Here is a 24,559-nt window from a genome sequence, read left to right as displayed (position 1 = left end):
TGCGCTTGCCTATCAAGCGTTAGAAGCCATTTTTGCTTGAAGTATTGAGTGGAGACTCATCTGCTGGGGTCATCGCCTCCGCATCTTTCCCATAGCCCGGGTACCCCCTGCCTGCCGCATGGCGCAGGTTGCGCTCCTCCCGCTCCTTGGCCAACTGCTCGGCCAGTTGGCTGCGGCCTTCGCGGGCCACCGCGATCATGCGGGCCTGGTCCTTGTGGTGCGGGTACATGCGGTCGGCCAGTGCAATGTTGTGCTGGCGAAAGCGCACCAGCAGAGCGTCGGCCTCGGCGGCTTCCAGGCCCATGTGCCCGAGCACGCTGCGCGCGCTCAACAGGCTGGACTCAAACACCTCGCGCTGCACCTGCTCGACGCCCAGGTCGCGCAGTTCGTTCCAGTGCGTGAGGTCGCGGGCGCGCGCCACGATCTTCAGGTGCGGGAAATGCTCACGCGCGAGTGCCGCAATCTTGAGCGATGCGCTCGGTGCATCGACCGCCAGCACCAGCACGCGTGCCTGGGCAGCACCCGCCATGCGCAGTAGGTCCAGGCGCGTGGCGTCGCCATAAAAAACGCGGTAGCCAAAGGTGCGCGCCACTTCCAGAATATCGACACTGTGGTCCAGCACCGTGGCGGGAATGCCTTGGGCCAGCAGCACGCGCGCCACGATTTGCCCGTAGCGGCCAAACCCGGCAATCAGCACCGGCGCCGTTTGCGGCTCGGAGATCTCGCCTTCGGGAGGCGCGCGCAGCGTGGCGGCAAAGCGCGGCAGCACGAAGCGATCGATCAGCAGCAGGAGCAGCGGCGTGCACAGCATCGACAGTGCGACGGCGCCGATCAGCAGCGAGGCCATCTCGCCCGGCAGCGCACCTGCACCCGCTGCGGCCTGGAACACCACAAAGGCAAATTCCCCGCCCTGCGCCAGCAGCAGCGTGAACACCGGGCGCTCCTGGTACGGAATTTTCACGGCCCGCGCCAGTGCATAAATCACCACGCTCTTGATCGCCACAAAGCCGGTGAGCAGCAAAGCCACCACAAGCGGCGCGCGCAGCATGGCGCCAAAGTCGATGCTCATGCCCACGGCAATGAAGAACAGGCCCAGCAGCAGGCCCTTGAAAGGCTCGATATCGGTCTCCAGCTCGCGCCGGAACTCGCTCTCGGCCAGCAGCACACCGGCCAAAAAAGCCCCCAGCGCCATCGACAGGCCGACCAGCACCATCAGGTAGGCAATGCCGACCACCAGCAGCAGCGCTGCTGCGGTAAAGATCTCGGGGGTGCGGCTGCTCGCAATCCAGCGCAGCAACGGGCGCAGCAGCAAGCGACCACCGAGGATGATGGCGGCGATCACGCCGACGATCTTGAGGGCTTCGAATGCCGCGGCGCCCGGTGTGTGGGCCGCCCCCGTTGCACTGGCCGTGCCCAGCACCGCCACGAGCGCCAGGATGGGGATGGCGGCAATGTCCTGGTAGAGCAAGATGGAAAACGCTGATTCGCCACTGCTGGTACGCAGCAGGTTGCGTTCGCCCAGCGACTGCAGCGCAATGGCGGTGGACGACAGCGCCAGCCCCAGGCTGCCCACCAGTGCTACGCGCCAGGGCAGGCCGGCGAGCAGCGCCGCCGCGCACAGCAGCAGCGTGCAGCCCAGTACCTGCGCGGTACCGAGCCCAAAAATCGGCCTGCGCATGCTCCACAGGCGCGCAGGCTGCAACTCCAGCCCAACGAGGAACAGCATTAACACCACGCCAAACTCGGCAAAGTGCAGGATGTCTTGCACATTGTTCACCAGAGCGAACCCCCAGGGCCCGATGGCAATGCCGGCGGCAAGGTAGCCAATGATGGCGCCCAGCCCCAGCGCGCGCGCCACCGGCACGGTCAGCACAGCGGCGGCCAGGTAGAGAAAGGCGTAGTTCAGCCAGGCGGGCGCGTGGGACATGGGTTTCGCTACAGACAAAGAACGGGCATGGGTGATTTTGGCACCAGCAGAGCGCGCGCGCCGCTCGGGCCAGCGTGTCGATAAGATACCGACCCGATCCACGCTTTTCTGCGATTGATTCCATGGACTTGCATACTTGGCTGGCCTTTGTGGCGGCAACCTGCGTGATTGCCATTTCTCCCGGCTCGGGGGCGGTACTGGCCATGAGCCACGGGCTGTCGTATGGCGTGCGGCGCACCAGCGTCACCATTCTGGGCCTGCAGCTGGGCTTGCTCTTGCTGCTGCTGGTGGCCGGTGCGGGCGTGGGCTCGCTGCTGCTGGCGTCGGAGACGGCGTTCAACACCGTCAAGGTGCTCGGCGCGTGCTACCTCATCTACGTCGGCTGGAGCCAGTGGCGGGCAGGCACGGGTGATGCGCTGCAGGGCGGCGTGACGGCCCCCGCGGGGACCTGGCAGCGGCGCTTTGCCACCGGGTTTCTGACCAATGCCACCAACCCCAAGGGCATTGTGTTCATGGTGGCCGTGCTGCCACAGTTCATGACGGATGCGCGCCCGTTGTGGATGCAGCTGCTCGTCATGGCCGTGACTTCGCTGGTGATCGACCTGACGGTGATGCACGGCTACGCACTGGGAGCCAGCAGCCTGCGCCGCATGATGCAAAGCCCGCGTGCCATGCGCAACCAGAACCGTGTATTCGGCGGCGTACTGATGGCAGTCGGTGCCGGCCTGTTTTTTGTGAAGCGGGGCGGGGCGCATGCCTGATTTGCTATTGATAATATAGCTGCTAGCGCTTGATGAATAAGCGTTAGAAGTATATTTTGCTCAATTTTTTAGGAATAAGGAGACCGTCATGCCCGTGGTCGTGGTCGCCAATCCAAAGGGCGGTGTGGGCAAGTCCACGCTGGCAACCCATGTGGCAGGTTACTGGGCCAGCCAGGGCCGCGCGGTAGTGCTGGGCGATGTGGACCGCCAAGAGTCCGCGCGCCTGTGGCTGGGCCTGCGCCCGCCTGCTGCGCCGCCCATTGGTAACTGGGATGCCAGCGCCGACCGCATCGTGCCCCCGCCCCGAGGCAGCAGCCATGCAGTGCTCGATACACCCGCTGGCCTGCAGGGCTGGCGCCTGAGTGATGTGCTCAAGCGGGCCGACAAGGTCATCGTGCCGCTGCAGCCCAGTGTGTTCGATATTTTTGCCACGCGCGAGTTTCTCGACCAGCTGGCCACGCACCGCCGCGCTGGGGAGGTGCAGGTCGGCATTGTGGGCATGCGGGTGGACGCACGCACCCGTGCGGCCGAGCAGTTGCACCAGTTTGTGGACAGCCTGGACCTGCCGGTGCTGGGCTATTTGCGCAATACGCAAAACTACATCCACCTGGCCGCACACGGGCTGACGCTGTTCGACCTGGCACCAGGCCGCGTGGCGCGGGATCTCGAACAATGGCAAGGCATCTGCACATGGCTGGACGCTTGAGCGCGCGGGGCTGTCGCCCGGCAGACATCGCAGCACCGCAGGCGGGGCTACATTGCGGCCATGAAAACCTTCCATTCCTATTCCGAAGTGAGTGCCTGCGTTGGCCAGGAGGTCGCCGTGACCGACTGGATCACCATCACGCAGGAGCAGGTCAACCTGTTTGCGCAGGCCACGGGCGACCACCAGTGGATCCATGTGGACCCCGAGCGTGCCAAGGCCGGGCCGTTTGGCGCGCCCATCGCGCATGGCTTTCTCACGCTGTCGCTGATCCCGCGTTTTTTCGAAGAAGCGCTCACCATCGAGGGCGCGCGCATGGGGGTCAACTACGGCCTCAATCGGGTGCGCTTTACCTCGCCCGTGCCCGTGGGCAGCCGGGTGCGTGCACGGCTGACCTTGCAGTCCACCGAGGCACTTTCGCCCGATGGCATGCAGATGAACTGGCTGGTGACGGTGGAGCGCGAGGGCGGCGACAAGCCTGCCTGCGTGGCCGAGTCGCTGTCGCGCAGCTACGGTGCAGCGGTATAAGGTGCCATCCCCCTGAGGTGCTTCGCACCTTCCCCCTTCTCTCGCCTCGCTGCGCGATGCGGGAAGGGGGACGCCGCCAGCGCGGCGGGGCGGCCCTTGCGCGGCGGTCGCTGGCCTGGGCCATGCCAGTCTCACGGGCTGCGAGTGCTAAGCATCGCCTTGGAAGGTGGATGCATTGCAGTGCACCATCTTCAGGCCCGGTCTGTGCTGGGCGGGGGGGCTGAACCATGGATCGCCTGCAAGCCATGAAGATCTTTGCCCGCGTGGTGGACGAGGGCGGCTTTGCCGCTGCCGCCCGCGCCATGGACATGTCGCCCCCCGTGGTCACGCGGATGGTGGCTGAGTTGGAACAGCATTTGGGCACGCGATTGCTGCAGCGCACCACCCGCAAGCTGGCTTTGACCGATGCCGGCGATGCCTATTTGCAGCGGGTGCGCGCCATCCTGCACGACATCGAGGATGCTGAGGCCGTCACCGCCGCTAGCACCCGCGATCTGCAAGGCACCGTGCATGTGCTGGCGCCGCCCACACTGGCCACCTACTTTCTGGCGCCGAGCATGGTGCACTGGCGTGCGCGCTATCCGCGTCTGCTGCTCGACATAGAGACGGACAATTTGGTGGCCGCACGGGTCGATGAGTTCGATGTCACCTTCATGGTGGTACCGGAAGGTTTTGACGGCAACGTGGTGGCGCGCACCCTGTTCCAGGGCGAGGCTATTGTGGTGGCCTCGCCCGATTACTTGCAGCGCATGGGCGTCCCGCAGGAGCCCGAGGACCTGGCGCAGCACCACTATCTGCGCGATTCGGGTCAGGCCGTGCGCGCCCATACCGGGCGCCGTTTGCGTCTGCAGCCGCTGGAGGGTGATGGGCCTGCCCGGGAAGTGGATGCGCCCGTGGTGCTCCAGTCGGTCAGTACCGAGCTGCTGCTGCGCGCAGCGCTGGATGGTGTGGGCGTCACCGTGGTCGCGCAATTGCTGGCGGCCCCTTTTCTGGCCAGCGGTGCGCTGATCCATGTGCTGCCCCAGTGGATCTATTCGCGTTACACAGTGTATGCGGCGCTGCCCTCGCGCCGCATGCTGCCTGCGCGCACCAAGGTTTTTCTGGATTTTGTCAGCGAGCAGGTGCCCCAGGCGGTAGTAGCGCAGCAGGGCGGGTAAAGCTCAGGCTTGAGGGACTGGCATGGGCGCGATTGCAAAGCTGTTTTGTCGCCAGGCCTCGAACACTGTCACGGCCACGGCGTTGGAGAGGTTCAGGCTGCGTTGGTCCGGCACCATGGGCAAACGCAGGCGCTGCGCCGGCGCAAAGGTTTCGCGCAGTTCGGGCGGCAGGCCCCGCGTTTCAGCGCCAAATACCAGCCAGTCACCGGGCAAAAAGCAGGCATCGTGCACGGTTTGCGTGCCGTGGGTGGTGAGGGCGTACATGCGCAGCGGGTCGGGCTGCGCCGTGCGCAAAAAGGCCGTCCAGCCGGGATGGCGCAGCACCTGCGTGTACTCGTGGTAGTCCAGCCCGGCGCGGCGCATGAGACGGTCTTCCATGGAAAACCCCAGCGGCTCAATCAGGTGCAGTGTGCACCCGGTGTTGGCGGCCAGGCGAATCACATTGCCCGTGTTGGGGGGGATTTCGGGCTCGACCAGGACGATGTGGAACATGGCGCGTATTTTCGTTTGGAATATGGAGCCAGTGGGGTAAGCAGTCGTATCAAAGGGGTGCTTCGGTGCGCGCGAGCACCAGGCCCGCCACTGAAGCTGCGCCCGCCTGGAGCAGGGCCTGGGCGGCGGCTTCCAGGGTGGCGCCGGTGGTCATCACATCGTCCACCAGCACGATGCGCTGGCCTTGCACCTGGGTGGTGCGCAGCGGTTCCACAGCAAAAGCGCCACGAAGGTTGTGCAGGCGTTGCGTACGTGGCAGGCCTTTTTGTGCCACCGTGTCGTGCAGGCGCAGTAGCAGCGTGCTGTCGGTCTTGTGGGGAGCCAACTGCCGGGCCAACAAAAGCGACTGGTTGAAACCACGTTCTTGCAGCCGTTGGCGAGACAAGGGCACCGGCAGTACCAACTGCGCGGCGTCCAGGGCGGGCTCTGCCCAGGGAGTGCTGCGCAGCAGTGCGGCCAGGCTGCTAGCCCAGCCGGGATCACCGTGGAACTTGAATTCGGCCACGATGTCGGCCCAGGGGTAGCTGTAATCCACAGCGGCAATACAGGCGTTTAGCGCTGGTGCCTGCCGCAGGCAGGCGCCGCATTGCGGCCCGCCGGATGGCAAAGGAATGGCGCAGGTGGTGCAGCGGCGGCGCGGCTGGGCAAAGCGTGCGGCGCAGGCATCACACACGCGCCGCGTGGGCCAGGAATGGCACACGGCGCATTGGCTGGGCAGGAGTGCTGCCCAGCGCCCCGCTCTGGCGGAAAGCCCTGATGCGATGTGGCTCAGCATGATGCTGTCAATATATGCGGTTTTTCCAGTCTGCAGAGCCCCGTACCATGCCGTCAGAGTGCCCCCCCACCATCGATCCTATTGCCGCCGCGCGCTGGCATGCGGCAGCCCCCGCGCATTCCCCCTGGCTGCACGAGGAGGTGGCGCGTCGTATGGAAGGACGCCTCCAATGGATCCGTGAAGCCCCTGCGGCGTGGTGCCACTGGGACGCCGTGCGCGGCGGTCTGGAGGCCCATGCGCTGGTGCGCCAGCGCTATCCGCAAGCCCCGTGCCACGTGGTGGAAACATCGCCACCCTTGCAGGCGCAGGCTGCCAAGGCCCTGGCACAGTCTTGGTGGACTGCTGCGCGCTGGAGAGGCGGGCCGGTGCACTTTGGACGCCCTGCGCAGGGGGCGGTGCAGATGCTCTGGGCCAACATGGCGTTGCACATGGCGCCCGATCCCCAAGCCTTGATAGCGCAGTGGCACCATGCCCTGGCCGTCGATGGCTACCTGATGTTCTCGTGCCTGGGGCCCGATTCGCTGCGCGAACTGCGGGCCGTCTACGCCGCTATGGGCTGGCCTGCACCGGGCCATGCGTTTACCGACATGCACGATTGGGGCGACATGCTTATTGAAGCGGGTTTTGCCGAGCCGGTCATGGACATGGAGCGCATCACGCTCACTTTTCCTACAGCGCAACGCTTGCTGCAGGAATTGCAGGAGCTGGGAGCCAACTTGCACCCGCAGCGCTTTGCTGGACTGCGCGGGCGCCATTGGCATGCACGTCTGCTGGAGGCGCTGGAGGAGCACCTGCAGCGGCCGGGTGAGGGTTTGGGGCTGACCTTCGAGATCGTCTATGGCCACGCCTTCAAGCCCGCGCCTCGGATACCTGTCGCAGAGCACAGCGCAGTGTCCCTGCAGGATATGCGTGCCATGCTGCGCAAATCAGCACCATAGAACAAGTTGGTTACGGCTTGTCAATGATTTGTCGCAAATCGCCCCGATCGCGGCCGATGATTTGCGCCAAGCTCTGATTTAAAACAAGGCGCGCTACAATCGCCCCGAATGCCAGCAGGGGAACTTGTGGGGAGACTGCGCCAGCCTCTGGGGCTGTGCCGCAATGGTGTGCGCGCCAAGCGTGGGCCGTTGCTGCGCCGCGCCGCTCACGAACTTCTCTGGCCCCATCCATTCCGGTGCAGGCTGCCGGTGTGCTGTCGCACGAAGATCGTGCCGCAGGCAGGGGCGAGCCGGTAGCGCGGTCCCGCACAAGCGGTACTGGAAATCGATTTGAGAGGCTGAAACAAGTGAGAACCATGAAGAGCATTCCCCGCAAGCTGGCCTCTGTGCTGTGGTTGGCTGCCGCCTGGATGGGAGGCGTGGCGCATGCCGTGTCCGATCTGCCGGGTGGCCCTGCCGTTAATCAGCTCAATCTGCATCCTCCGGTCACGCGCATCGCCGAAGAGCAGCATTTTCTGCACTGGATGATGCTCATCATCTGTACGGTGATCTTCATCGGCGTTTTCGCTGTGATGTTTTATTCCATGTGGAAGCACCGCAAGTCGCAGGGTGCCAAGGCAGCCAACTTCCATGAGTCTGTGACAGTGGAAGTGGTCTGGACGGTGATTCCGTTCATCATTGTGATCGCCATGGCCTTGCCTGCCACCAAGGTGCTGGTGGCGCAAAAAGACACCACCAACGCAGACCTCACCATCAAGACCACCGGCTACCAGTGGAAATGGGGCTACGACTACCTCAAGGGCGAGGGCGAGGGCTTGTCCTTTATTTCCACGCTCGACAGCAGCCACCGCGCCATGTCCAACAGCGGCGACGTGACCAATGCACCCGTGGACTACCTGCTGAAGGTGGACAACCCGCTGGTGGTGCCCGTGGGGCAGAAGATTCGCATCATCACCACGGCCAACGACGTGATCCATTCCTTCATGGTGCCCGCGTTTGGCATCAAGCAGGACGCCATCCCCGGTTTTGTGCGCGATACCTGGTTCCGTGCGGATCAGGTGGGCGATTACTACGGTCAGTGCGCCGAGTTGTGCGGCAAGGAGCATGCCTACATGCCCATCCATGTGAAGGTGCTGTCCGCGCAGGACTACTCGCAGTGGGTTCAGACCGAGATGAAGAAGGTTGAAGCCAAGCGGGACGATCCCTCGCGCGTCTGGGCGCTGGACGATCTCGTCAAGCGTGGCGAGAAGGTCTATGCATCCAACTGCGCGGCTTGCCACCAGGCTAACGGCAAGGGCGCCGGTTCCATCAAGGCGCTCGATGGCTCTGCCATCGTGAAAGACGCTAACCATGTACTCCAGATTCAGACCGTGTTGCACGGGGCTGCCAATGGTGTCATGCCGTCATGGAAGCAATTGAGCGACACGGATCTGGCCGCAGTGATCAGCTATACCAAGAACGCATGGTCGAACAAGACGGGCCAGCTCGTGCAGCCTGCTGAAATCGTGGCCCAGCGCGGCAAGTGATCCGCGTTGAAAAGAGCATTGAGGAATCCAATATGAGCGCAGTTCTCGACCACCCCGCACACGCAGGCGGCCACGACCACGATGACCACCACCACGCAGCACCCAGTGGCTGGCGCCGCTGGCTGTTTGCTACCAACCACAAGGACATTGGCACGCTGTATTTGCTGTTCTCGTTCACCATGCTGATGGTGGGCGGTGTGCTTGCGCTGATGATCCGCGCTGAGCTGTTCCAGCCGGGCCTGCAGCTCGTCAATCCGGAGTTGTTCAACCAGCTCACCACCATGCACGGCCTGATCATGGTGTTCGGTGCCATCATGCCGGCCTTTGTGGGTTTTGCGAACTGGATGATTCCGCTGCAAATTGGCGCATCGGACATGGCTTTTGCGCGCATGAACAACTTCAGCTTCTGGCTGATGATTCCCGCCGCGCTGCTGTTGGTGGGCTCGTTCTTCATGCCCGGCGGTGCGCCGGCTGCCGGTTGGACGCTGTATGCACCGCTGACGCTGCAGATGGGTCCGTCGATGGATGCCGGTATTTTTGCCATGCACATTCTGGGTGCATCGTCCATCATGGGTTCTATCAATATCATCGTCACCGTCCTGAATATGCGGGCACCCGGCATGACGTTGATGAAGATGCCCATGTTCTGCTGGACCTGGCTGATTACGGCGTACCTGCTGATCGCCGTGATGCCTGTGCTGGCTGGCGCCATCACCATGACCCTGACGGATCGCCACTTTGGCACCAGCTTCTTCAACCCCGCGGGCGGCGGTGACCCGGTGATGTACCAGCACATCTTCTGGTTCTTCGGTCACCCCGAGGTCTACATCATGATCTTGCCGGCCTTCGGCATCATCAGCCAGATCGTTCCCGCGTTTGCACGCAAGAAGCTGTTTGGCTACGCCTCCATGGTGTATGCGACCTCGTCGATCGCCATTCTTTCGTTCATTGTGTGGGCGCACCACATGTTCACCACTGGCATGCCGGTGACCGGACAGTTGTTCTTCATGTACGCCACCATGCTGATTTCGGTGCCCACGGCGGTAAAGATTTTCAACTGGGTGGCCACCATGTGGCGAGGCTCGATGACCTTCGAGACGCCCATGCTGTTTTCGGTGGGTTTCATCTTCGTGTTCACCATCGGGGGTTTCACGGGTCTGATCCTGGCGATGGCCCCGATCGACATCCAACTGCAGGACACCTACTACGTGGTGGCGCATTTCCACTATGTTCTGGTGGCGGGTTCGCTGTTTGCCATGTTTGCAGGCGCCTACTACTGGCTGCCCAAGTGGACCGGCGTGATGTATTCCGAAACGCGCGGCCAGATTCACTTCTGGTGGTCGATGATTTCGTTCAACATCACGTTTTTCCCCATGCACTTCCTGGGCCTGGCGGGCATGCCACGTCGTTATGCCGACTACCCGATGCAGTTTGCTGACTTCAATATGCTCGCCAGCATCGGAGGCTTTGCTTTCGGATTTGCTCAGGTCTATTTCTTCTTGTTCGTGGTGTTGCCGGCCATGCGTGGCAAGGGCGCCAAAGCCCCCTCGAAGCCCTGGGATGGCGCCGAAGGGCTGGAGTGGGAAGTGCCTTCGCCCGCACCCTTCCACACCTTTGTGAACCCGCCCAAGCTGGACGCCACGGCGACCCGCATCATTGGTTGAGGAGCAAAGCCATGACGACTGTAGAACAGAAAAAATCCAACCTGCGCATGGCGCTGGTGCTGGCCTCGGTGGCCGCCACCTTCTTCGTAGGTTTCATGGCCAAGATGATTGTGCTGAGCCACTGAGCACGGGCCATGAACCGACGCCGCGAAAATGCCAGGATGGTGGGCAAGCTGGCCGTGATAACGGTGGGCATGTTCGCCTTTGGCTATGCGCTGATCCCGATTTATCAGCGCATCTGTGAAGCCACGGGGATCAACATCCTCTCGCTGTCCGAGCGCCAGGTGCCTGGCAATGGCCAAGCAGGGCCGGATGCGCGGCGTGGGCTGAATACGCAGGTCGACAAGAGCCGCACCATTACGGTTGAATTCGACGCCAATGCGCGTGGCCCCTGGGAGTTCAAACCCGCGACGCGCTCGATTCAGGTGCACCCGGGCGAGCTGACCACTGTCATGTATGAATTCCAGAATGTGCAGAACCGGCGCATGGCTGCCCAGGCCATCCCCAGTTACGCGCCGCGCCAGGCTGCAGCGCACTTCACGAAATTGGAGTGCTTCTGCTTCAACCAGTACACGCTGGAACCTGGTGAAAAGCGCGAGTGGCCAGTGGCCTTCGTGATCGATCCGCGGCTGTCCAAGGATGTCACCACGATCACGCTGTCCTACACCTTCTTCGAGGTGGGCGGCAAGACGCCCGCGGCGCCCACCACGGCAGCGGCTGTGCCGCCCGCACCCTTGATGGCGCTGGAGGCCGCAGGTACATGAACCACAGCGATGCGAACAACGATAACCCGCAGGGCGAAGTGCTGCGCAAGGGTTCCCTGTTGCGCACCATGAAAGCGGTCGCCTGGTCCCTAATTGGGCTGCGCAAGGACAGTGAATACCGGAACGATCTGGAACGCATCAATCCACTGCACATCATCGCGGTCGGGCTGATTGCCATCTTCGCGCTGGTGGCTTTTTTGATCGTGGCAGTGAAATTAATAGTCTGAGCCCTTTGGCCCATGCCCATGGAACGAATAACAAAGAAACTGAGAGTCAGGAGCTGAAATGAGTGCAACAACCCACGGCGCAACCCCGTACTACTACGTTCCCGCAGAGTCGCGCCATCCCATCATGGCGGCGATAGGGCTGTTTTTCGTGATCCTGGGCGCCAGCCAATGGATTAATGGACAAGACTGGGGGCAGTATTCGCTGTTCCTGGGACTGGCCTGGTGGCTGTTCGTGCTGTACCAGTGGTTCCGTGATGCAGCGCAAGAAAGCGAAGGCGGTCTGTACAGCCGCAAGATTGACCTTTCGTACCGCTGGAGCATGAGCTGGTTCATCTTTTCGGAGGTGATGTTCTTCGGCGCCTTCTTCACGGCCTTGTGGTGGGCACGTGCCCACTCGGTGCCTGCCCTCGGGAGCTTGGACAATGCCATTCTCTGGCCCGACTTCAAGGCCGTCTGGCCCAGCATGGCCGCTGGTGCCACGGGTTCGCCCGCCGGTATTGTCGAGCCGTTCCAGACCGTCGGCCCCTTCTGGTTGCCGACCATCAACACGGCCCTGCTGCTGACCTCGGGGGTGACGCTCACCATCGCCCACCATGCGCTGCGCGAGAACCTGCGCGGCAAGACCATCGCTTTCATGTGGATCACGGTGCTGCTGGGTGTCACGTTCCTGTGCGTTCAAGGCTATGAGTACTATCACCTCTACACCGATCTGAACCTCAAGATGACGTCGGGTGTGTTTGGCTCCACCTTCTTCATGCTGACGGGTTTCCATGGTTTCCACGTGTTTCTGGGCATGCTGATGCTGCTGGTCATCACGCTGCGGCTGCAGAAGGGCCATTTCACTGCTGAGCACCATTTCGGTTTCGAAGGAGCCGCCTGGTATTGGCACTTCGTTGACGTGGTCTGGCTGGGCCTGTATTTGCTGGTCTACTGGATGTAACAGGCCGGTTCGCAGGCAAAAAAGGCGCCGCAAGGCGCCTTTTTTTCTGGCGGATGGTGGGCTCTGGCGTCAGCGGCTTGCGGGCAGCCCCGTGGGCTGGATGTAGCCGAGCTTCCATGCCAACAGAAGACAGACAAACAAGAATATGGAAAGGCCTACCCGCCAAGCCAGCGCCCCGGCCATACGGCGGCCGCTGGCCTGGTTATCCTTGCCAGCGCGCATCATGAAGAACAGCGCGGCACCAAGGCTGGCGAGAATGGCCAAAAATACAAGTATCACCAGAATGATCATGGGGGACATTATCCAGTGACTGCGCCGCGCCGTGTGCGCCTCGATTCCCGCTTCTGGCTGGTCACGGCTGCTGCCGTGGCCACCATGGCCGCCACGGCAGCGTTAGGGCGCTGGCAGCTCGACCGCGCAGCCCAGAAAGAGGCTTTGCAAGCGGTCATCGATGCCCGCATTCACCTGCCGCCCCTGGAGGCCGACGCCTTCGAACAAATGGTGGCATCCGGTACGGCGGAGGCATTGCATCGCCGGGTGGTGTTGCGCGGGCACTGGGTGGCGCGCAACACGGTGTTTCTGGACAATCGGCAAATGCAGGGGCGGCAAGGGTTCATCGTGGTCACGCCGCTGCAGCCTGAGCACAGTCCGGCCGCCATCCTGGTGCAGCGTGGCTGGGTGCCGCGCAATTTTCAAGACCGTACCGCTTTGCCTCCCGTGGCCACGCCTGAAGGCTTGGTGGAGCTGACTGGGCGTATTGCAGCACCTCCGACACGCCTGCTAGAGCTCGAAGGGGGCCACCAGGCGGAGGGGTCTTCCCGTATCCGGCAAAATCTCGACCTGGATGCGTTCAAGTCCGAAACAGGGTTGCCGCTGGCGGATGTCTCCGTTTTGCAAACAGATGCCGAAAATGAGGGCTTGCTGCGCCAATGGCCACAGGCTCGTGCCGGTGTGGAAAAGAACTACGGCTACGCATTCCAATGGTTCGGGCTTTGCAGCCTGATTGCGATTCTTTATGTCTGGTTTCAACTTGTCCGACGCTTCATCCGCCCCCGCAACACAACGCCCTGATGCCGCCACGCCCCCGGCAGGCACCGGCGGGGCTGCGCAGAAAACACGCCGCCGCGCCCGCTGGAAGCTGCTGCTGCTGTTGCTGGTGTGCGTATCGCCCGTGGTGGCGTCGTATTTCACCTACTACGTGGTGCGGCCTGAAGGCCGGCGCAATTTCGGCACGCTGGTACAGCCCCAGCGGCCTATGCCCGATCTGGCCACAACCGCGCTGGATGGCCACGGTGGCAGCCTGCGCGCCCTGCGGGACCAGTGGCTGTTGGTGAGCGTGGCGCCTGCCGGGTGCGGCGAGCCCTGCCAGAAGCAACTCTATCTGCAGCGCCAGATGCGCGAGAGCCTGGGCAAGGACAAGGATCGACTGGACTGGGTGTGGCTGGTGACCGATGGGGCGCCGTTGCCCGACACGATCCAGCCGGGGCTGAAGGAGGCCACGGTGCTGCGCGTGGATGCGACGGCACTGGCGCAGTGGCTGGAGCCCGAGGCGGGCCATGCATTGTCTGATCACCTGTATGTGGTGGATCCCATGGGCAACTGGATGATGCGATTCCCCCCAGGCCTGGACACGGCTGCCGCCGCCAAGGCCAAGCGGGATCTGGAGCGCCTGCTGCGGGCTTCGGCCTCCTGGGATACTGCCGGTCGCATGGAATTGAAATGACCGATCTCTACGATCTCTCGCCGCTCCTGCGCTTGATGCTGCTGGGGACCGTGATTGCCCTGGGACCCTTGGCGTGGGTGTGGTGGCGCAGCCGTGGATCTTCCCGGGGGCGGCGTTTGCAGGCCCTGACGGTACTCACGCTGTTTCTGACGTTCGATCTGGTGATGTTTGGCTCCTTCACGCGCCTGACCGACTCTGGTCTGGGTTGCCCCGACTGGCCCGGCTGCTATGGCAACGCCAGCCCGCTGGGGGCGCACAGTGAAATTTCGGCGGCGCAGCAGGCCATGCCCACCGGGCCGGTGACACACGGCAAAGCCTGGGTGGAAATGGTGCACCGTTACCTGGCCACCGGTGTGGGTGTGTTGATCATCGTCTTGACCGTGGCCGCCTGGCGCGAGCGCCGCCGGGTCCGTAGCGCTGCCGCCCCAACGGGCGATGAAGCCTTGAGCCCCTGGTGGCCCACGGTGACGCTGGCATGGGTGTGCCTGCAAGGCGCGTTTGGCGCCCTGACCGTGACCATGAAGCTGTTTCCCGCGATCGTTACCTTGCATTTGATAGGAGGGCTGGTGTTGCTGGCGCTGCTGTGCGTGCAGGCCGTGCGTTACACCCGCGCCACTGCGGGTGTAGGGCCTGCACCGGTGGCCCCGGGCCTGCGCTTCTTGCTGTGGCTGGCTTTGCTGCTGGTGTCAGCACAGGTGGTACTGGGCGGTTGGGTGAGCACCAACTATGCGGTGCTGGCGTGTACCACCTTTCCCGCTTGCCAGGGAAGCTGGTGGCCCGAGATGGATTTTTCCCAGGCTTTTGAGGTGTGGCGACCCCTGGGCCTGCTCAAGGATGGCAGCCATATCGGCTTTGCCGCGCTGACAGCTATCCACTACGTGCACCGGCTTTTTGCCTATGCCGTGCTGGCCGTGCTGGTGCTGCTGGCCTGGCGCCTGCGCAGCCCAGGCCCGCAGGCTGACGGCACGCCAGCCCATGGGCGGCAGCGGGTTGTGCAGGCGCGCTGGCTGCTGGGCCTGGCCGCCTTGCAATTGCTGACCGGTTTAAGCAACGTGGTGCTGGACTGGCCGCTGGTGGCTGCCGTGCTGCACACGGGCGGCGCTGCTGCGCTGGTGGTGGTGCTGACCTGGGCGCTGGATTCCAGCACGGTGCTGGCGCGAGGAGTCGACCGTGTACAACGCACCCCGGTGGGTGCCACAGGAGCCAAGGCATGAGCATCGCTGCGTCTCTTCCTGCATCGTCGCGTCTGGTGCAGTACTACCAGCTGACCAAGCCGCGCGTGGTGCAGCTGATCGTGTTTTGCGCGCTGATTGGCATGGTGCTGGCCGTGCCGGGCCTGCCGTCGGGCAATGAGCTGCTGCGCATGCTGGCAGCCAGTGCGGGCATCTGGCTGGTCGCGGGTGCTGCAGCTGCGTTTAATTGCCTGGTGGAAAAAACCATTGATGCCAAGATGAAACGCACCGCCTGGCGCCCCACGGCCAAGGGACAGCTGTCGGATATGCAGGCGCTGGTCTTCTCGGCCGTGTTGTGTGTGGCGGGTTCGGCCATCTTGCTGGTCTGGGTCAACCCCATCACGATGTGGCTGACCTTTGCCACCTTCGTGGGCTATGCGGTGATCTACACCCTGCTGCTCAAACCCAACACGCCGCAGAACATCGTGATCGGCGGCGCCTCAGGCGCCATGCCGCCGGTGCTGGGCTGGGCGTCCATGACGGGCAATGTGGGCCCGGAGGCGCTGATCCTGTTCCTGATTATTTTCCTGTGGACGCCGCCTCACTTTTGGGCCTTGGCCCTTTACCGCGTGGAGGAGTACCGCAAGTCGGGCCTGCCGATGCTGCCTGTGACGCATGGCAATGCCTTCACGCGGCTGCAGGTGTTTCTCTACACCCTGGTTCTTTTTGCCGGTTGCCTGATGCCCTTTGTTTACGGCATGAGTTCGTGGATCTATCTGGCAGCGGCAGTGCTGCTCAGCGGCGGTTTTTGCGCCTATGGTTTTGCGCTGTGGCGCAACTACTCGGATGCGCTGGCCCGCAAAACCTTCCGTTTTTCCCTTATTCACCTGAGCCTGCTGTTTGCGGCGCTACTGATCGATCACTATGTTCTGTGAGGTTCCATGCTGAAACGCAATACTCTTAAAACGATAGCTGCTTGCGCTCTACTGGTAAGCGCTGGAGGCATGTTAACCGCTTGCTCTAAAGGTAAGCCCGAGTTCCGCGGCGTGGACATCTCCGAGGTGGACTATGCGCGTGACTTCCCGCTCCCCGACCACAACGGGCAGCAGCGCAGCATTAAGGACTTCAGCGGCAAGGTGGTGGTGGTTTTCTTTGGCTACACCCAGTGCCCCGATGTGTGCCCGACCACCATGCAGGAAATGGCCGAGGTCAAGCGCATGCTGGGCAAGGATGGCGATCGTCTGCAGGCGATTTTTGTCACGGTCGACCCCGAGCGCGATACGGCGGACATGCTCAAGGCCTACATGGGCAATTTCGATCCAAGCTTTTTGGCCCTGCGCGGCACGCCCGAGCAGACGGCTGCCGTCGCCAAGGACTTCAAGATCTATTACAAGAAGGTCGATGGCAAAACGCCCACCAGCTACACCATGGACCACTCGGCCGGCAGCTACATCTACGACACACAGGGGCGGCTGCGCGTCTACTACCGCTACGGCAGCGGTGTCGAGGCACTCGCCGCTGACGTGCGCACCTTGCTGGACGAGGCGAAGTAAATCAGGCCGCAGCGCCCGCCGAGTGGGGGGCGGCTGAGCGGGTGCGGGCAGGTGCCAGGTAGCGCGACAAAGCCAGCCCATCGGTGCGGATTTCTGGCGTATGGCCCATAGCCAAGTCAGCTACCAGCTTGCCTGAGCCGCATGCCATGGTCCAGCCCAGGGTGCCGTGGCCGGTGTTGAGCAGCAGGTTGGCGTAGGGCGTGGCGCCGACAATCGGCGTGCTGTCGGGTGTCATGGGGCGCAGGCCCGTCCAGAACTCCGCCTTGGGCAGGTCGCCGCCAGGGAACAGGTCGCTCACCACCATCTCCAGCGTCGCGCGCCGACGCGGATTGAGCGAGAGGTCAAACCCCGCCAGCTCGGCCATGCCACCCACGCGAATACGGTCGTCGAAGCGCGTGACCGCTACTTTGTAGGTCTCGTCGAGTACGGTCGATTGCGGCGCCAGCGCCGGGTTGAGCAGCGGCACCGTCAGTGAATAGCCCTTGACCGGATAGACCGGCAGCTTGAGCCCCAGCGGCTCCAGAAAGCCGCGCGAATAGCTGCCGAACGCCAGCACATAGCGGTCGGCCGTCAACACCTGGCCGCCCACGCGCACCCCGGTGATGCGGTCACCGTCGTGGAGCAGGCCGTCGACCGATTGGTCGAAACGGAAATCGACCCCCAGGCCACGCGCCAGCTCGGTCAGCTTTTGCGTGAACATGTGGCAGTCGCCGGTTTCGTCGTTGGGCAGGCGCAGGCCGCCGGTGAGGCGGTCGCGCGCCTGCGCCAGTGCAGGTTCTACCGAGGCGAGCTGGTCGCGGTCCAGCAGTTCGTAGGGTACGCCGCATTCCTGCAGCACCGCGACATCGCGCTGTACGGCATCGAGCTGGGCCTGCGTGCGAAACAGCTGCAAGGTGCCCTGGCTGCGGTGCTCGTAGGCGATGCCGGTGTCCGCGCGCAACTGGCGCAGGCAGGTGCGGCTGTATTCGGCCACGCGCATCATGCGTTCCTTGTTGACTGCGTAGCGGTCGGCCGAGCAGTTTTTCAGCATGGCGGCCATCCAGCGCAGCTGGAACAGGCTGCCGTCGGGCCGGATCGAGAGCGGGGCGTGCTTCTGGAACATCCACTTCATGGCCTTGAAGGGAATGCCGGGCGCGGCCCAGGGCGTTGAATAGCCGGGAGATACCTGGCCAGCGTTGGCGAAGCTGGTTTCTTGCGCAGGGCCACTCTGGCGGTCGAGCAGCACCACTTCGGCGCCGGCGCGGGCCAGGTAATACGCAGTCGTGGTGCCGATCACGCCGCCACCCAAAACTATGACTTTCATCGCGCACTCCAATGTCAACAAGATTTATAGGGAGTTTATGGATTTGAATGCAGTAAATTTCACTTAATATGAATGGATATACGAGAATTTCAGCTGAAATTGACTGCGTTTTTGCCACCACGCCCTTCAAATGACCGAACTCGATCGTATCGACCGAAAAATCCTCGACATCCTGCAGCGCCAGGGCCGTATTTCCATGACCGAGCTGGCCGAGCAGGTGGGCTTGTCCACCTCGCCGTGTTCCGAGCGGGTGCGGCGCATGGAGCGTGAAAAAGTCATCACCGGGTACCACGCGAAGGTGGACCCGGCGGCGCTCGGCAAGACGCTGCTGGTGTTTGTCGAGATCACGCTCTCATCCAAGTCGGGCGACGTGTTCGACAAGGTGCGCCAGGAGCTGCTGCACCTGCCCGAGGTCATGGAGTGCCACTTGGTGTCGGGGAGCTTCGATTATTTGGTCAAGGCGCGGCTGGGTGGCATGAGCGAGTATCGCCACCTGCTGGGCGATATGCTGAAGAAGCTGCCTGTCACCGCCCAGTCCCACAGCTACGTGGTGATGGAAGAGGTCAAGGAAAGCCAGGTCCTGCCCGTGGACCGTTGAGTGCTGCAGCCCCGTGGGTGGATCGGCATCCAGAACCCCCGATTTTCCAAAAAAGAAGCGCGCAACCTGGGAGGGTGCGCGCCTTTTGAAGGTGATTACAAGGCGGTCAGGCGTATTCAGCCAGGCTTTTCTTCATTTTCTTCATGGCCGCCACCTCGATTTGGCGGATGCGTTCGGCGCTCACGCTGTAAACCGCTGCCAGTTCGTGCAGCGTCATGCCGCCCGAACCATCGTCGTTGACCTTGAGCCAGCGCTCTTCCACGATGCGGCGGCTGCGTTCATCCAGGCTGGAGAGGGCCGTGGCAATGCCGTCGGTGGCCAGTTCGTCACGCTGGCGCGACTCGATCATGGACGTGGGCTCGTGCGCGACATCGGCCAGGTAGGCAATGGGGCCAAAGGCCTGCTCACCATCGTCCGAAGGTGCGGGATCCAGTAGCACATCGCCGCCCGACATGCGCGTCTCCATCTCCATGACTTCTTCGCGCTTGACCTTGAGCTGCGCTGCCACCAGGTCGATTTCATGCTCGGACAGCGTATTGCGGTGCGTGTCGTTGGCGTCAACATCGGCCTTGAAGCCCTGTTTCATCGAGCGCAGGTTGAAAAACAACTTGCGCTGGGCCTTGGTGGTGGCCACCTTGACCATGCGCCAGTTCTTCAGGATGTATTCGTGGATCTCGGCTTTGATCCAATGCATGGCGTAGCTGACCAGACGCACGCCTTGATCCGGGTCGAAGCGCTTGACCGCCTTCATCAGACCAATGTTGCCTTCCTGGATCAAGTCGCCGTGCGGCAGCCCGTAGCCCAAATACTGGCGCGAGATCGAAACCACCAGGCGCAGGTGCGACATCACCAACTTACCGGCGGCATCCAGATCGTTGTCGTTGCGCAAGGCACGTGCGGCCGACTGCTCTTCTTCAGGGGTCAGCAGCGGCAGGCGGTTGACCGCTGAAATGTAGGCGTCCAGATTGCCCAGCGGCGGCACCAGCGCCCAGGGGTTGGCAGGGGCCAGGGCCGTCGTTGCGGATCCAGATTGAATGGTCATTCTAGAATTCCTTTCCTCAATATCATCATATTAGCACTCTCTTCGAGGGACTGCTAAACCCGAAGTTCCCCTGGGGGCTGGGGTGTAGGTTTTACGAATTTTGAGTGAAAATGGCTTTTAACGCTTAATGGGTAAGCGCTGGTAGCTATAAAAATTATAGCTCGATACCGTGATTTCTTTGTTCCATGAGGAACCGGGGCAGCCTACCCAAGGAGAACTGTATGAAACTGCTGGAGGCTTGCGCTGAACTGAGCGCCGTCACAACCACGGTGGCCACCGCGCAAGAGGCCCGGCGTCTGGCGCAGGCCGTGCTGCAGCAGCGCCTGGCCGCCTGTGTGCAGATTGAGGTGATCGCCTCGCACTACCACTGGAAGGGCACGCTGCATGAAGAAAGCGAGCACCGTCTGGTGTGCAAGACCCTGCTTGTGGCCGTGCCGACGCTGCTGGGTTTGTTGCGGGCGCAGCATCCCTACGCATTGCCTGAGCTGGTGGTGCAGCCGCTGCGGGCCACGGCGGAATATGCCGACTGGGTGCGACAGGAGATTCAGACGGTCTCCTGAAGCGCGTCAGACCGCCAGGTCAATCTGTTGCACGGTGCCTGCGCTGCCGTCTTCGCGCAGATAAATGCTGGTCGAGCGCACGGCGCTCAAGGCGCTGCTGTGTTCGCCGCGCAGGGCAAAGGGGCTGTCGGCCGAGGCCAGGTGCAGGCTGCTCCAGGTTTCCTCGCGGTGGGTGCGCTGCATATCCAGCTGCAGGGTGAAACGGATTTCCTGCCCGTCGGCGGTACGTACAACGCCTTCGGCAGCGAATGGGGTGTGTTCCGATTCTTCCACCCGTGTGTGCTGCTCGACCATTAGGCCAAAACCGGCACTGCGCGCGGCTTGCGGATGGGCTGGCAGAGGCAAACTCCGTGGCAGCGGGTGCCGGTTCGGCCTGCAGGGTGCTGATTTGGGCGAGCACACCAGTCATGCGCTCGATCAGGTCGCGCACCATGGCCAGGCGGGGCTTCAGGTTCTCTTGGGAGTCTGCGGGTGTGGTGGCGCGGGTGGCGCAGTGTTGTGCGTGCAGGTGCAGGGCCGAAGAGGCGATTTTCATGGGACACCCTCCATGGCATGGATGGAGGGTTATCAGTCCGGTTGCGGCAGAACTTGAGCGCTGCGACCGATTGAGCCTACCAGTACCCTCTGCTCGAAAGCCTCCAGCGGTTCTGGCCGACCAAAGAAGTAGCCCTGGAAGGCCGGGCAGCCATGCTCCTGCAGAAAGCGGTGGTGTTCTGCGGTTTCCACGCCTTCGGCGATCACGGCCAAGCCCAGTCGACCGGCCAGGGCAATGATGGCGTGGGCGATGGCAGCATCCTTGGGGTCGTGCAGCACGTCGCGCACAAAGCCCTGGTCGATTTTGATCTGGTCCAGCGGCAGGCGTTTGAGGTAGCTCAGCGATGAATAACCCGTTCCAAAGTCGTCCAGCGAGAAGCCCAGGCCGTGCTGCTTGAGCGCAAGCATGGTGGCGATCACACTGTCCACGTCTTCCAGCAGCAGCGTCTCGGTGAGTTCCAGCTTGATACGTGCCGGGTTGGCGCCTGTTTGCGCCAGCAGTTGCAGCAACTGCGGCACAAAGTCGTCCTGGCGGAACTGGCGCGCGCTCACGTTGATGGCCAGGTTCAGGTGTGCGAACCGTGTGTCTTCGCGCCAGCGTGCCTGCTGGCGCAGGGTGGTTTCCAATACCCAGTGGCCCAAGGGCAGGATGAGGCCTGTTTCTTCTGCCAGGGGGATGAACACGCCTGGCGATACCATGCCCTTGACGGGGTGCACCCAGCGCACGAGTACTTCGGCGCCCGTGACGCGGCCATTGCCGTCCACCTGGGGCTGGTAGAGCAACAGGAACTGCTCAAGGCGCAGACCGGTATGCATTTCAGTCTCTAGCAGGGCACGTTGGTTGACGGCTTCCTGCATATCGGGGTCAAAAAAGCGCAGGGTGTTGCGGCCTGCGTTCTTGGCGCGGTACATGGCCAGGTCGGCCTGCTTAAGCACTTCATCGACCGAGGCATGCGGCTGGCGCAACAAGGTGGCGCCGATGCTCGCAGTCATGTGGTGTTCATGGCCTTGCAGCAGGTAGGACAGCCGCAGCCGCGTCAGCACCTGTTCGCTCACGGTGCGCACCTGGGCGGCGGCTTCGGTGGCTTCGGCGTCCAGGTTTTGCAGCACGAGCACAAACTCGTCCCCACCCAGCCGGGCCACAGTGTCCTGTTCACGTACGGCGCTGCGCAGGCGCCCAGCCACCTCGATCAGCAGCAGGTCGCCGACGTCATGGCCCCGGCTGTCATTCAGGGTTTTGAAGTTGTCCAGGTCCAGAAAAAGCACCGCCGCGTTGAGTCCGGTGCGCGCGCTGCTGGCCATCACCTGCTGCAGCCGGTCGACCAGCAGGCGCCGGTTGGGCAGGCGGGTCAGTGCGTCATAAAAAGCCAGGTAGCGCGCCTCTTCCTCGGCTGCCTTGCGGCCCGAGATGTCGATGTCGATACAGAACAACTCGGGCGCCTGGCCGGGTACGTCGATGCGGGCGTGGCTGGAGAACACTTCCACGGGCGTACCGTCCTTGTGCCGCAGACGCAGTTCGCCTGGGGGGATGGGGGTTCCGGCGGTGAACATGGCCGCTATGTCTCGGCGTACCGGCTCGTGCATTTCAGCAGGGACGATCAGATCCACCAGGTTCTGGCCCAGCGCCTCCTGTTCGGTGTAGCCATACAGATTTTCGGAGGCCTTGTTCCAGTAGGTGGTGGTGCCATCCGCCAGATAGCCCTGCACGGAAATGGATGGAATATCGCGTAGCAGGGAACGAAAACGCAGTTCGGATTCGCGCAGCGCGCTCTCTGCCGCCAGGCGCTCAGTGATGTCGCGGGCCAAAAAAACCACCGTGGCCTGCCCGTTGACCACCGTACCCAGCGGGCGGGCGCGCCCCTCGAAATGGCGCTGACCCGACAAGGTGTGCATCTGGTATGAGAAGGTTTCCGTCTGGCCGCTGCGCAGTGTTTTGCGGATCAGCGTGAGGAACCGGTCGGCCTGCGCTGCAGGCAGCAATTCGTGCACCAGCTTGCCCAACAATTGGGAGGCCGGTATCAGCAGCGGGGCATCGTTGGAAGACAGCACATCGATGTAGCGGCCCTGTGCATCGATCACCAGCAGCACATCAGGCAGGGCCGTGGCAATGGCGCGCAGGCGGGCCGAGCTGTCGATCAGTGCCCGCTCAGTGGCCTGGCGGTTCTCCACATCGCGTAGCAAGATGCCCAGCAAGGCCGTGGCAGGGGTGAACACCAGCAGCAATGGCAGGGCCAGCGTGGCGTTGATGTGCTGCACCATATCCGGCGCAAGCCACTGAAACAGCCCCAGTACCCCCAGGTGCAGCACCAGGCCAAAGGCCATGAGCGTCAGGGGCTGTACATCCAGCCGCCCCCGTGCACGGGCCATGCGGTATCCCAGGCCGAGCAGTGTGGACAACATGATCACCATGACCCCCACAAGCGCCCCGGTGCCTCCGGCCCACAGGCGCCAGGCCATGGCGATCAGTGTCGACAGGGCCGCCACCAAAGGGCCGCCAAACAAACCGGCCATGCTCAAGATCACGGAGCGCGCATCAAAGAAGACTCCTGGCGCCAGTGTCACCGGGTTGAGCATGCCCAACACGCATACGCTGCCAAACAACAACCCTGAAAAGATCTGACCCAGCCAGGGCCAATTTTTCAGCGCACGCATGTTCGCGCCGTGCAAAAAGCACAGTGCCAGCAGCATGGCGACACCTTCGGTCAGTTGCAGAACCATGGCGCATCATCCGCCATCTATTGCTGTGAGTAAACGCAGCCAACCCATTGGTTGACCGCCGCACCCCGGCGCTTGGTCGCTTCTGGATCAGCCCAGCAGTGCCTGGGCGAATTCGCGGGCGTTGAAGGTTTCCAGGTCTTCGAGCTTTTCGCCGACGCCGATGAGATACTGAAAGGTTGGCGTCCGGTCTCTGGGCAGGGGCCAATGAAAAAGTGCTCCGAAAAGTCGTTTATCTCAGTAGACCGTAGCCCCACTGGAGTTTTCGTTTGCGCTCAGGTTCCTCATTGGTTTGGAAGCGTCCAAAGTACCGATCTCCCCAAGTTCTTTCTGATACCAAGTCGAATGCACAGTCGAATGTCATATCACGTATGCATGCGGCATTGGGAGACCAAAAATTGGTGATATCGTCCGCAAGGGTCGCGCTTCGGTAGTATCGGGCGATGGGCTCTTGCAGCGCAAGATCATTGGCCGCGTGGCTCTCAAGATATAAGGTTCCACGGCACAGGGATCGAGCAATAGCCAGCGCCTTCACCATATCCGGCAGGTGATACAAGACGCCGAGAAAAAGGACATGATCGAAGGTTCCGAGTTCTTTGGCAGTCAGATCGTAGATATTAGCGCTATGGTATTGAAAATCTCCCCCTGTGATGATTTCCATGACGCCGAATCCATGGGTATTCTTAGGGCGATAGTCTACGGCGACCACTTCTGCACCCAGTTGATGGGCTGCTAGCGAGAAAAAACCGTCTGAAGGACCAATGTCGAGTACGCGTTGGCCCCTCAGATCAGAGGGAAAAGAAATATCATGTAATAAAAAACTTGGATTGTAACTGCCTGGCGTAATAAGGCCGGGATAAATTTCGAATGTATGGTGCCAGTGTTTGACAGATTTTACCAGCTGCTGAGCTTTGCTGAAGTTCAAGGCGTCTCCTGGGAATTATTATCTGCAGTCCA

General features: G+C 62.4%; 27 protein-coding genes. 18 read left to right on the top strand and 9 right to left on the bottom strand.

Going from position 1 to position 24,559, the window contains the following annotated elements:
• Window positions 1-19 precede the first annotated feature (19 nt).
• A complete protein-coding gene (gene kefC / locus ACYVOC_RS02465) occupies window positions 20-1,927 on the bottom strand; it encodes a glutathione-regulated potassium-efflux system protein KefC (protein ID WP_461160771.1) in 1,908 nt (635 codons plus the stop codon).
• Between the two features lie 122 nt (window positions 1,928-2,049).
• Between kefC and ACYVOC_RS02460 the strand changes: the two genes are divergently transcribed.
• The 4 genes from ACYVOC_RS02460 (at window position 2,050) to ACYVOC_RS02445 (ending at window position 5,076) form a co-directional block, all read left to right on the top strand.
• A complete protein-coding gene (locus ACYVOC_RS02460; protein ID WP_116004677.1) occupies window positions 2,050-2,688 on the top strand; it encodes a LysE family transporter in 639 nt (212 codons plus the stop codon).
• Window positions 2,689-2,776: 88 nt separating this feature from the next.
• On the top strand, window positions 2,777-3,394 hold the full coding sequence (locus tag ACYVOC_RS02455; protein WP_461160770.1) for a nucleotide-binding protein: 618 nt from the start codon (window positions 2,777-2,779) through the stop codon (window positions 3,392-3,394).
• A gap of 60 nt (window positions 3,395-3,454) precedes the next feature.
• Entirely contained in the window at window positions 3,455-3,919 is a 465-nt protein-coding gene (locus ACYVOC_RS02450; RefSeq protein ID WP_116004675.1) for a MaoC family dehydratase, read from the top strand.
• Window positions 3,920-4,146: 227 nt separating this feature from the next.
• Entirely contained in the window at window positions 4,147-5,076 is a 930-nt protein-coding gene (locus ACYVOC_RS02445) for a LysR family transcriptional regulator (RefSeq protein ID WP_116004674.1), read from the top strand.
• Between the two features lie 3 nt (window positions 5,077-5,079).
• Here ACYVOC_RS02445 and ACYVOC_RS02440 read toward each other — a convergent pair whose 3' ends face one another.
• Window positions 5,080-5,568 (bottom strand): tRNA (cytidine(34)-2'-O)-methyltransferase, encoded by a 489-nt coding sequence (locus ACYVOC_RS02440; protein ID WP_461160769.1) that lies wholly within the window; start codon window positions 5,566-5,568, stop codon window positions 5,080-5,082.
• A 49-nt stretch (window positions 5,569-5,617) separates the two neighbouring features.
• On the bottom strand, window positions 5,618-6,343 hold the full coding sequence (locus ACYVOC_RS02435) for a ComF family protein (RefSeq protein ID WP_116004672.1): 726 nt from the start codon (window positions 6,341-6,343) through the stop codon (window positions 5,618-5,620).
• Window positions 6,344-6,390: 47 nt separating this feature from the next.
• Here ACYVOC_RS02435 and ACYVOC_RS02430 point away from each other — a divergent pair, with 47 nt between their 5' ends.
• The 7 genes from ACYVOC_RS02430 to ACYVOC_RS02400 all read left to right on the top strand — a co-directional run bounded on the left by ACYVOC_RS02430 (window position 6,391) and on the right by ACYVOC_RS02400 (window position 12,402).
• Complete coding sequence (locus ACYVOC_RS02430) at window positions 6,391-7,281, top strand: biotin synthase (protein WP_461160768.1); 891 nt, start codon at window positions 6,391-6,393, stop codon at window positions 7,279-7,281.
• Window positions 7,282-7,637: 356 nt separating this feature from the next.
• On the top strand, window positions 7,638-8,807 hold the full coding sequence (gene coxB, locus ACYVOC_RS02425) for a cytochrome c oxidase subunit II (protein ID WP_461160767.1): 1,170 nt from the start codon (window positions 7,638-7,640) through the stop codon (window positions 8,805-8,807).
• Window positions 8,808-8,839: 32 nt separating this feature from the next.
• Window positions 8,840-10,471, top strand: coding sequence for a cytochrome c oxidase subunit I (ctaD, locus tag ACYVOC_RS02420; protein ID WP_116006126.1), 1,632 nt, complete (start codon window positions 8,840-8,842; stop codon window positions 10,469-10,471).
• A gap of 11 nt (window positions 10,472-10,482) precedes the next feature.
• Complete coding sequence (locus tag ACYVOC_RS02415) at window positions 10,483-10,596, top strand: cytochrome oxidase small assembly protein (RefSeq protein WP_233521152.1); 114 nt, start codon at window positions 10,483-10,485, stop codon at window positions 10,594-10,596.
• A 9-nt stretch (window positions 10,597-10,605) separates the two neighbouring features.
• Window positions 10,606-11,235 carry a cytochrome c oxidase assembly protein gene (locus ACYVOC_RS02410; protein ID WP_116004669.1) on the top strand — a complete coding sequence of 210 codons (630 nt, stop codon included), beginning with the start codon at window positions 10,606-10,608 and terminating at the stop codon, window positions 11,233-11,235.
• Window positions 11,232-11,462 (top strand): DUF2970 domain-containing protein, encoded by a 231-nt coding sequence (locus ACYVOC_RS02405; protein WP_116004668.1) that lies wholly within the window; start codon window positions 11,232-11,234, stop codon window positions 11,460-11,462. The genes ACYVOC_RS02410 and ACYVOC_RS02405 overlap by 4 nt, the downstream gene beginning before the upstream one ends.
• A 58-nt stretch (window positions 11,463-11,520) precedes the next feature.
• A complete protein-coding gene (locus tag ACYVOC_RS02400; protein WP_116004667.1) occupies window positions 11,521-12,402 on the top strand; it encodes a cytochrome c oxidase subunit 3 in 882 nt (293 codons plus the stop codon).
• A gap of 69 nt (window positions 12,403-12,471) precedes the next feature.
• On the opposite strand, the gene ACYVOC_RS02395 is transcribed toward ACYVOC_RS02400, so the two are convergent.
• Window positions 12,472-12,693, bottom strand: coding sequence for a twin transmembrane helix small protein (locus tag ACYVOC_RS02395; RefSeq protein ID WP_199562992.1), 222 nt, complete (start codon window positions 12,691-12,693; stop codon window positions 12,472-12,474).
• A gap of 15 nt (window positions 12,694-12,708) precedes the next feature.
• Between ACYVOC_RS02395 and ACYVOC_RS02390 the strand changes: the two genes are divergently transcribed.
• The 5 genes from ACYVOC_RS02390 to ACYVOC_RS02370 are packed head-to-tail and all read left to right on the top strand — an operon-like array spanning window position 12,709 to window position 16,850.
• Window positions 12,709-13,473, top strand: coding sequence for an SURF1 family protein (locus ACYVOC_RS02390; RefSeq protein ID WP_370453672.1), 765 nt, complete (start codon window positions 12,709-12,711; stop codon window positions 13,471-13,473).
• Complete coding sequence (locus ACYVOC_RS02385) at window positions 13,418-14,125, top strand: hypothetical protein (RefSeq protein ID WP_461160766.1); 708 nt, start codon at window positions 13,418-13,420, stop codon at window positions 14,123-14,125. Before ACYVOC_RS02390 ends, ACYVOC_RS02385 begins: the two co-directional genes overlap by 56 nt.
• Entirely contained in the window at window positions 14,122-15,339 is a 1,218-nt protein-coding gene (locus ACYVOC_RS02380; protein WP_461160765.1) for a COX15/CtaA family protein, read from the top strand. Before ACYVOC_RS02385 ends, ACYVOC_RS02380 begins: the two co-directional genes overlap by 4 nt.
• On the top strand, window positions 15,336-16,232 hold the full coding sequence (cyoE, locus tag ACYVOC_RS02375) for a heme o synthase (protein WP_461160764.1): 897 nt from the start codon (window positions 15,336-15,338) through the stop codon (window positions 16,230-16,232). Before ACYVOC_RS02380 ends, cyoE begins: the two co-directional genes overlap by 4 nt.
• Window positions 16,233-16,238: 6 nt before the next feature.
• Window positions 16,239-16,850 carry an SCO family protein gene (locus ACYVOC_RS02370; protein ID WP_116004662.1) on the top strand — a complete coding sequence of 204 codons (612 nt, stop codon included), beginning with the start codon at window positions 16,239-16,241 and terminating at the stop codon, window positions 16,848-16,850.
• 1 nt (window position 16,851) lies between these two features.
• On the opposite strand, the gene ACYVOC_RS02365 is transcribed toward ACYVOC_RS02370, so the two are convergent.
• Window positions 16,852-18,153 (bottom strand): D-amino acid dehydrogenase, encoded by a 1,302-nt coding sequence (locus ACYVOC_RS02365; RefSeq protein ID WP_461160763.1) that lies wholly within the window; start codon window positions 18,151-18,153, stop codon window positions 16,852-16,854.
• 130 nt (window positions 18,154-18,283) lie between these two features.
• On the opposite strand from ACYVOC_RS02365, the gene ACYVOC_RS02360 reads away from it, so the two are divergent.
• Complete coding sequence (locus tag ACYVOC_RS02360; protein WP_116004660.1) at window positions 18,284-18,751, top strand: AsnC family transcriptional regulator; 468 nt, start codon at window positions 18,284-18,286, stop codon at window positions 18,749-18,751.
• 106 nt (window positions 18,752-18,857) lie between these two features.
• On the opposite strand, the gene rpoH is transcribed toward ACYVOC_RS02360, so the two are convergent.
• Entirely contained in the window at window positions 18,858-19,793 is a 936-nt protein-coding gene (gene rpoH, locus ACYVOC_RS02355; RefSeq protein WP_461160762.1) for an RNA polymerase sigma factor RpoH, read from the bottom strand.
• A 221-nt stretch (window positions 19,794-20,014) separates the two neighbouring features.
• Between rpoH and cutA the strand changes: the two genes are divergently transcribed.
• Window positions 20,015-20,353 (top strand): divalent-cation tolerance protein CutA, encoded by a 339-nt coding sequence (cutA, locus tag ACYVOC_RS02350; RefSeq protein WP_461160761.1) that lies wholly within the window; start codon window positions 20,015-20,017, stop codon window positions 20,351-20,353.
• 6 nt (window positions 20,354-20,359) lie between these two features.
• On the opposite strand, the gene ACYVOC_RS02345 is transcribed toward cutA, so the two are convergent.
• From ACYVOC_RS02345 to ACYVOC_RS02335, 3 genes are all read right to left on the bottom strand, one after another.
• Window positions 20,360-20,698 (bottom strand): hypothetical protein, encoded by a 339-nt coding sequence (locus ACYVOC_RS02345; RefSeq protein WP_461160760.1) that lies wholly within the window; start codon window positions 20,696-20,698, stop codon window positions 20,360-20,362.
• Between the two features lie 222 nt (window positions 20,699-20,920).
• Complete coding sequence (locus ACYVOC_RS02340) at window positions 20,921-23,605, bottom strand: EAL domain-containing protein (RefSeq protein WP_461160759.1); 2,685 nt, start codon at window positions 23,603-23,605, stop codon at window positions 20,921-20,923.
• Window positions 23,606-23,834: 229 nt separating this feature from the next.
• Window positions 23,835-24,527, bottom strand: a complete 693-nt coding sequence (locus ACYVOC_RS02335; protein ID WP_461160758.1) for a class I SAM-dependent methyltransferase — start codon at window positions 24,525-24,527, stop codon at window positions 23,835-23,837.
• Window positions 24,528-24,559 lie beyond the last annotated feature (32 nt).

This window comes from Simplicispira piscis (assembly GCF_054783455.1).
Note: the sequence above shows the minus strand (reverse complement) of the source record. Positions and strands in the feature narration are given on the sequence as shown.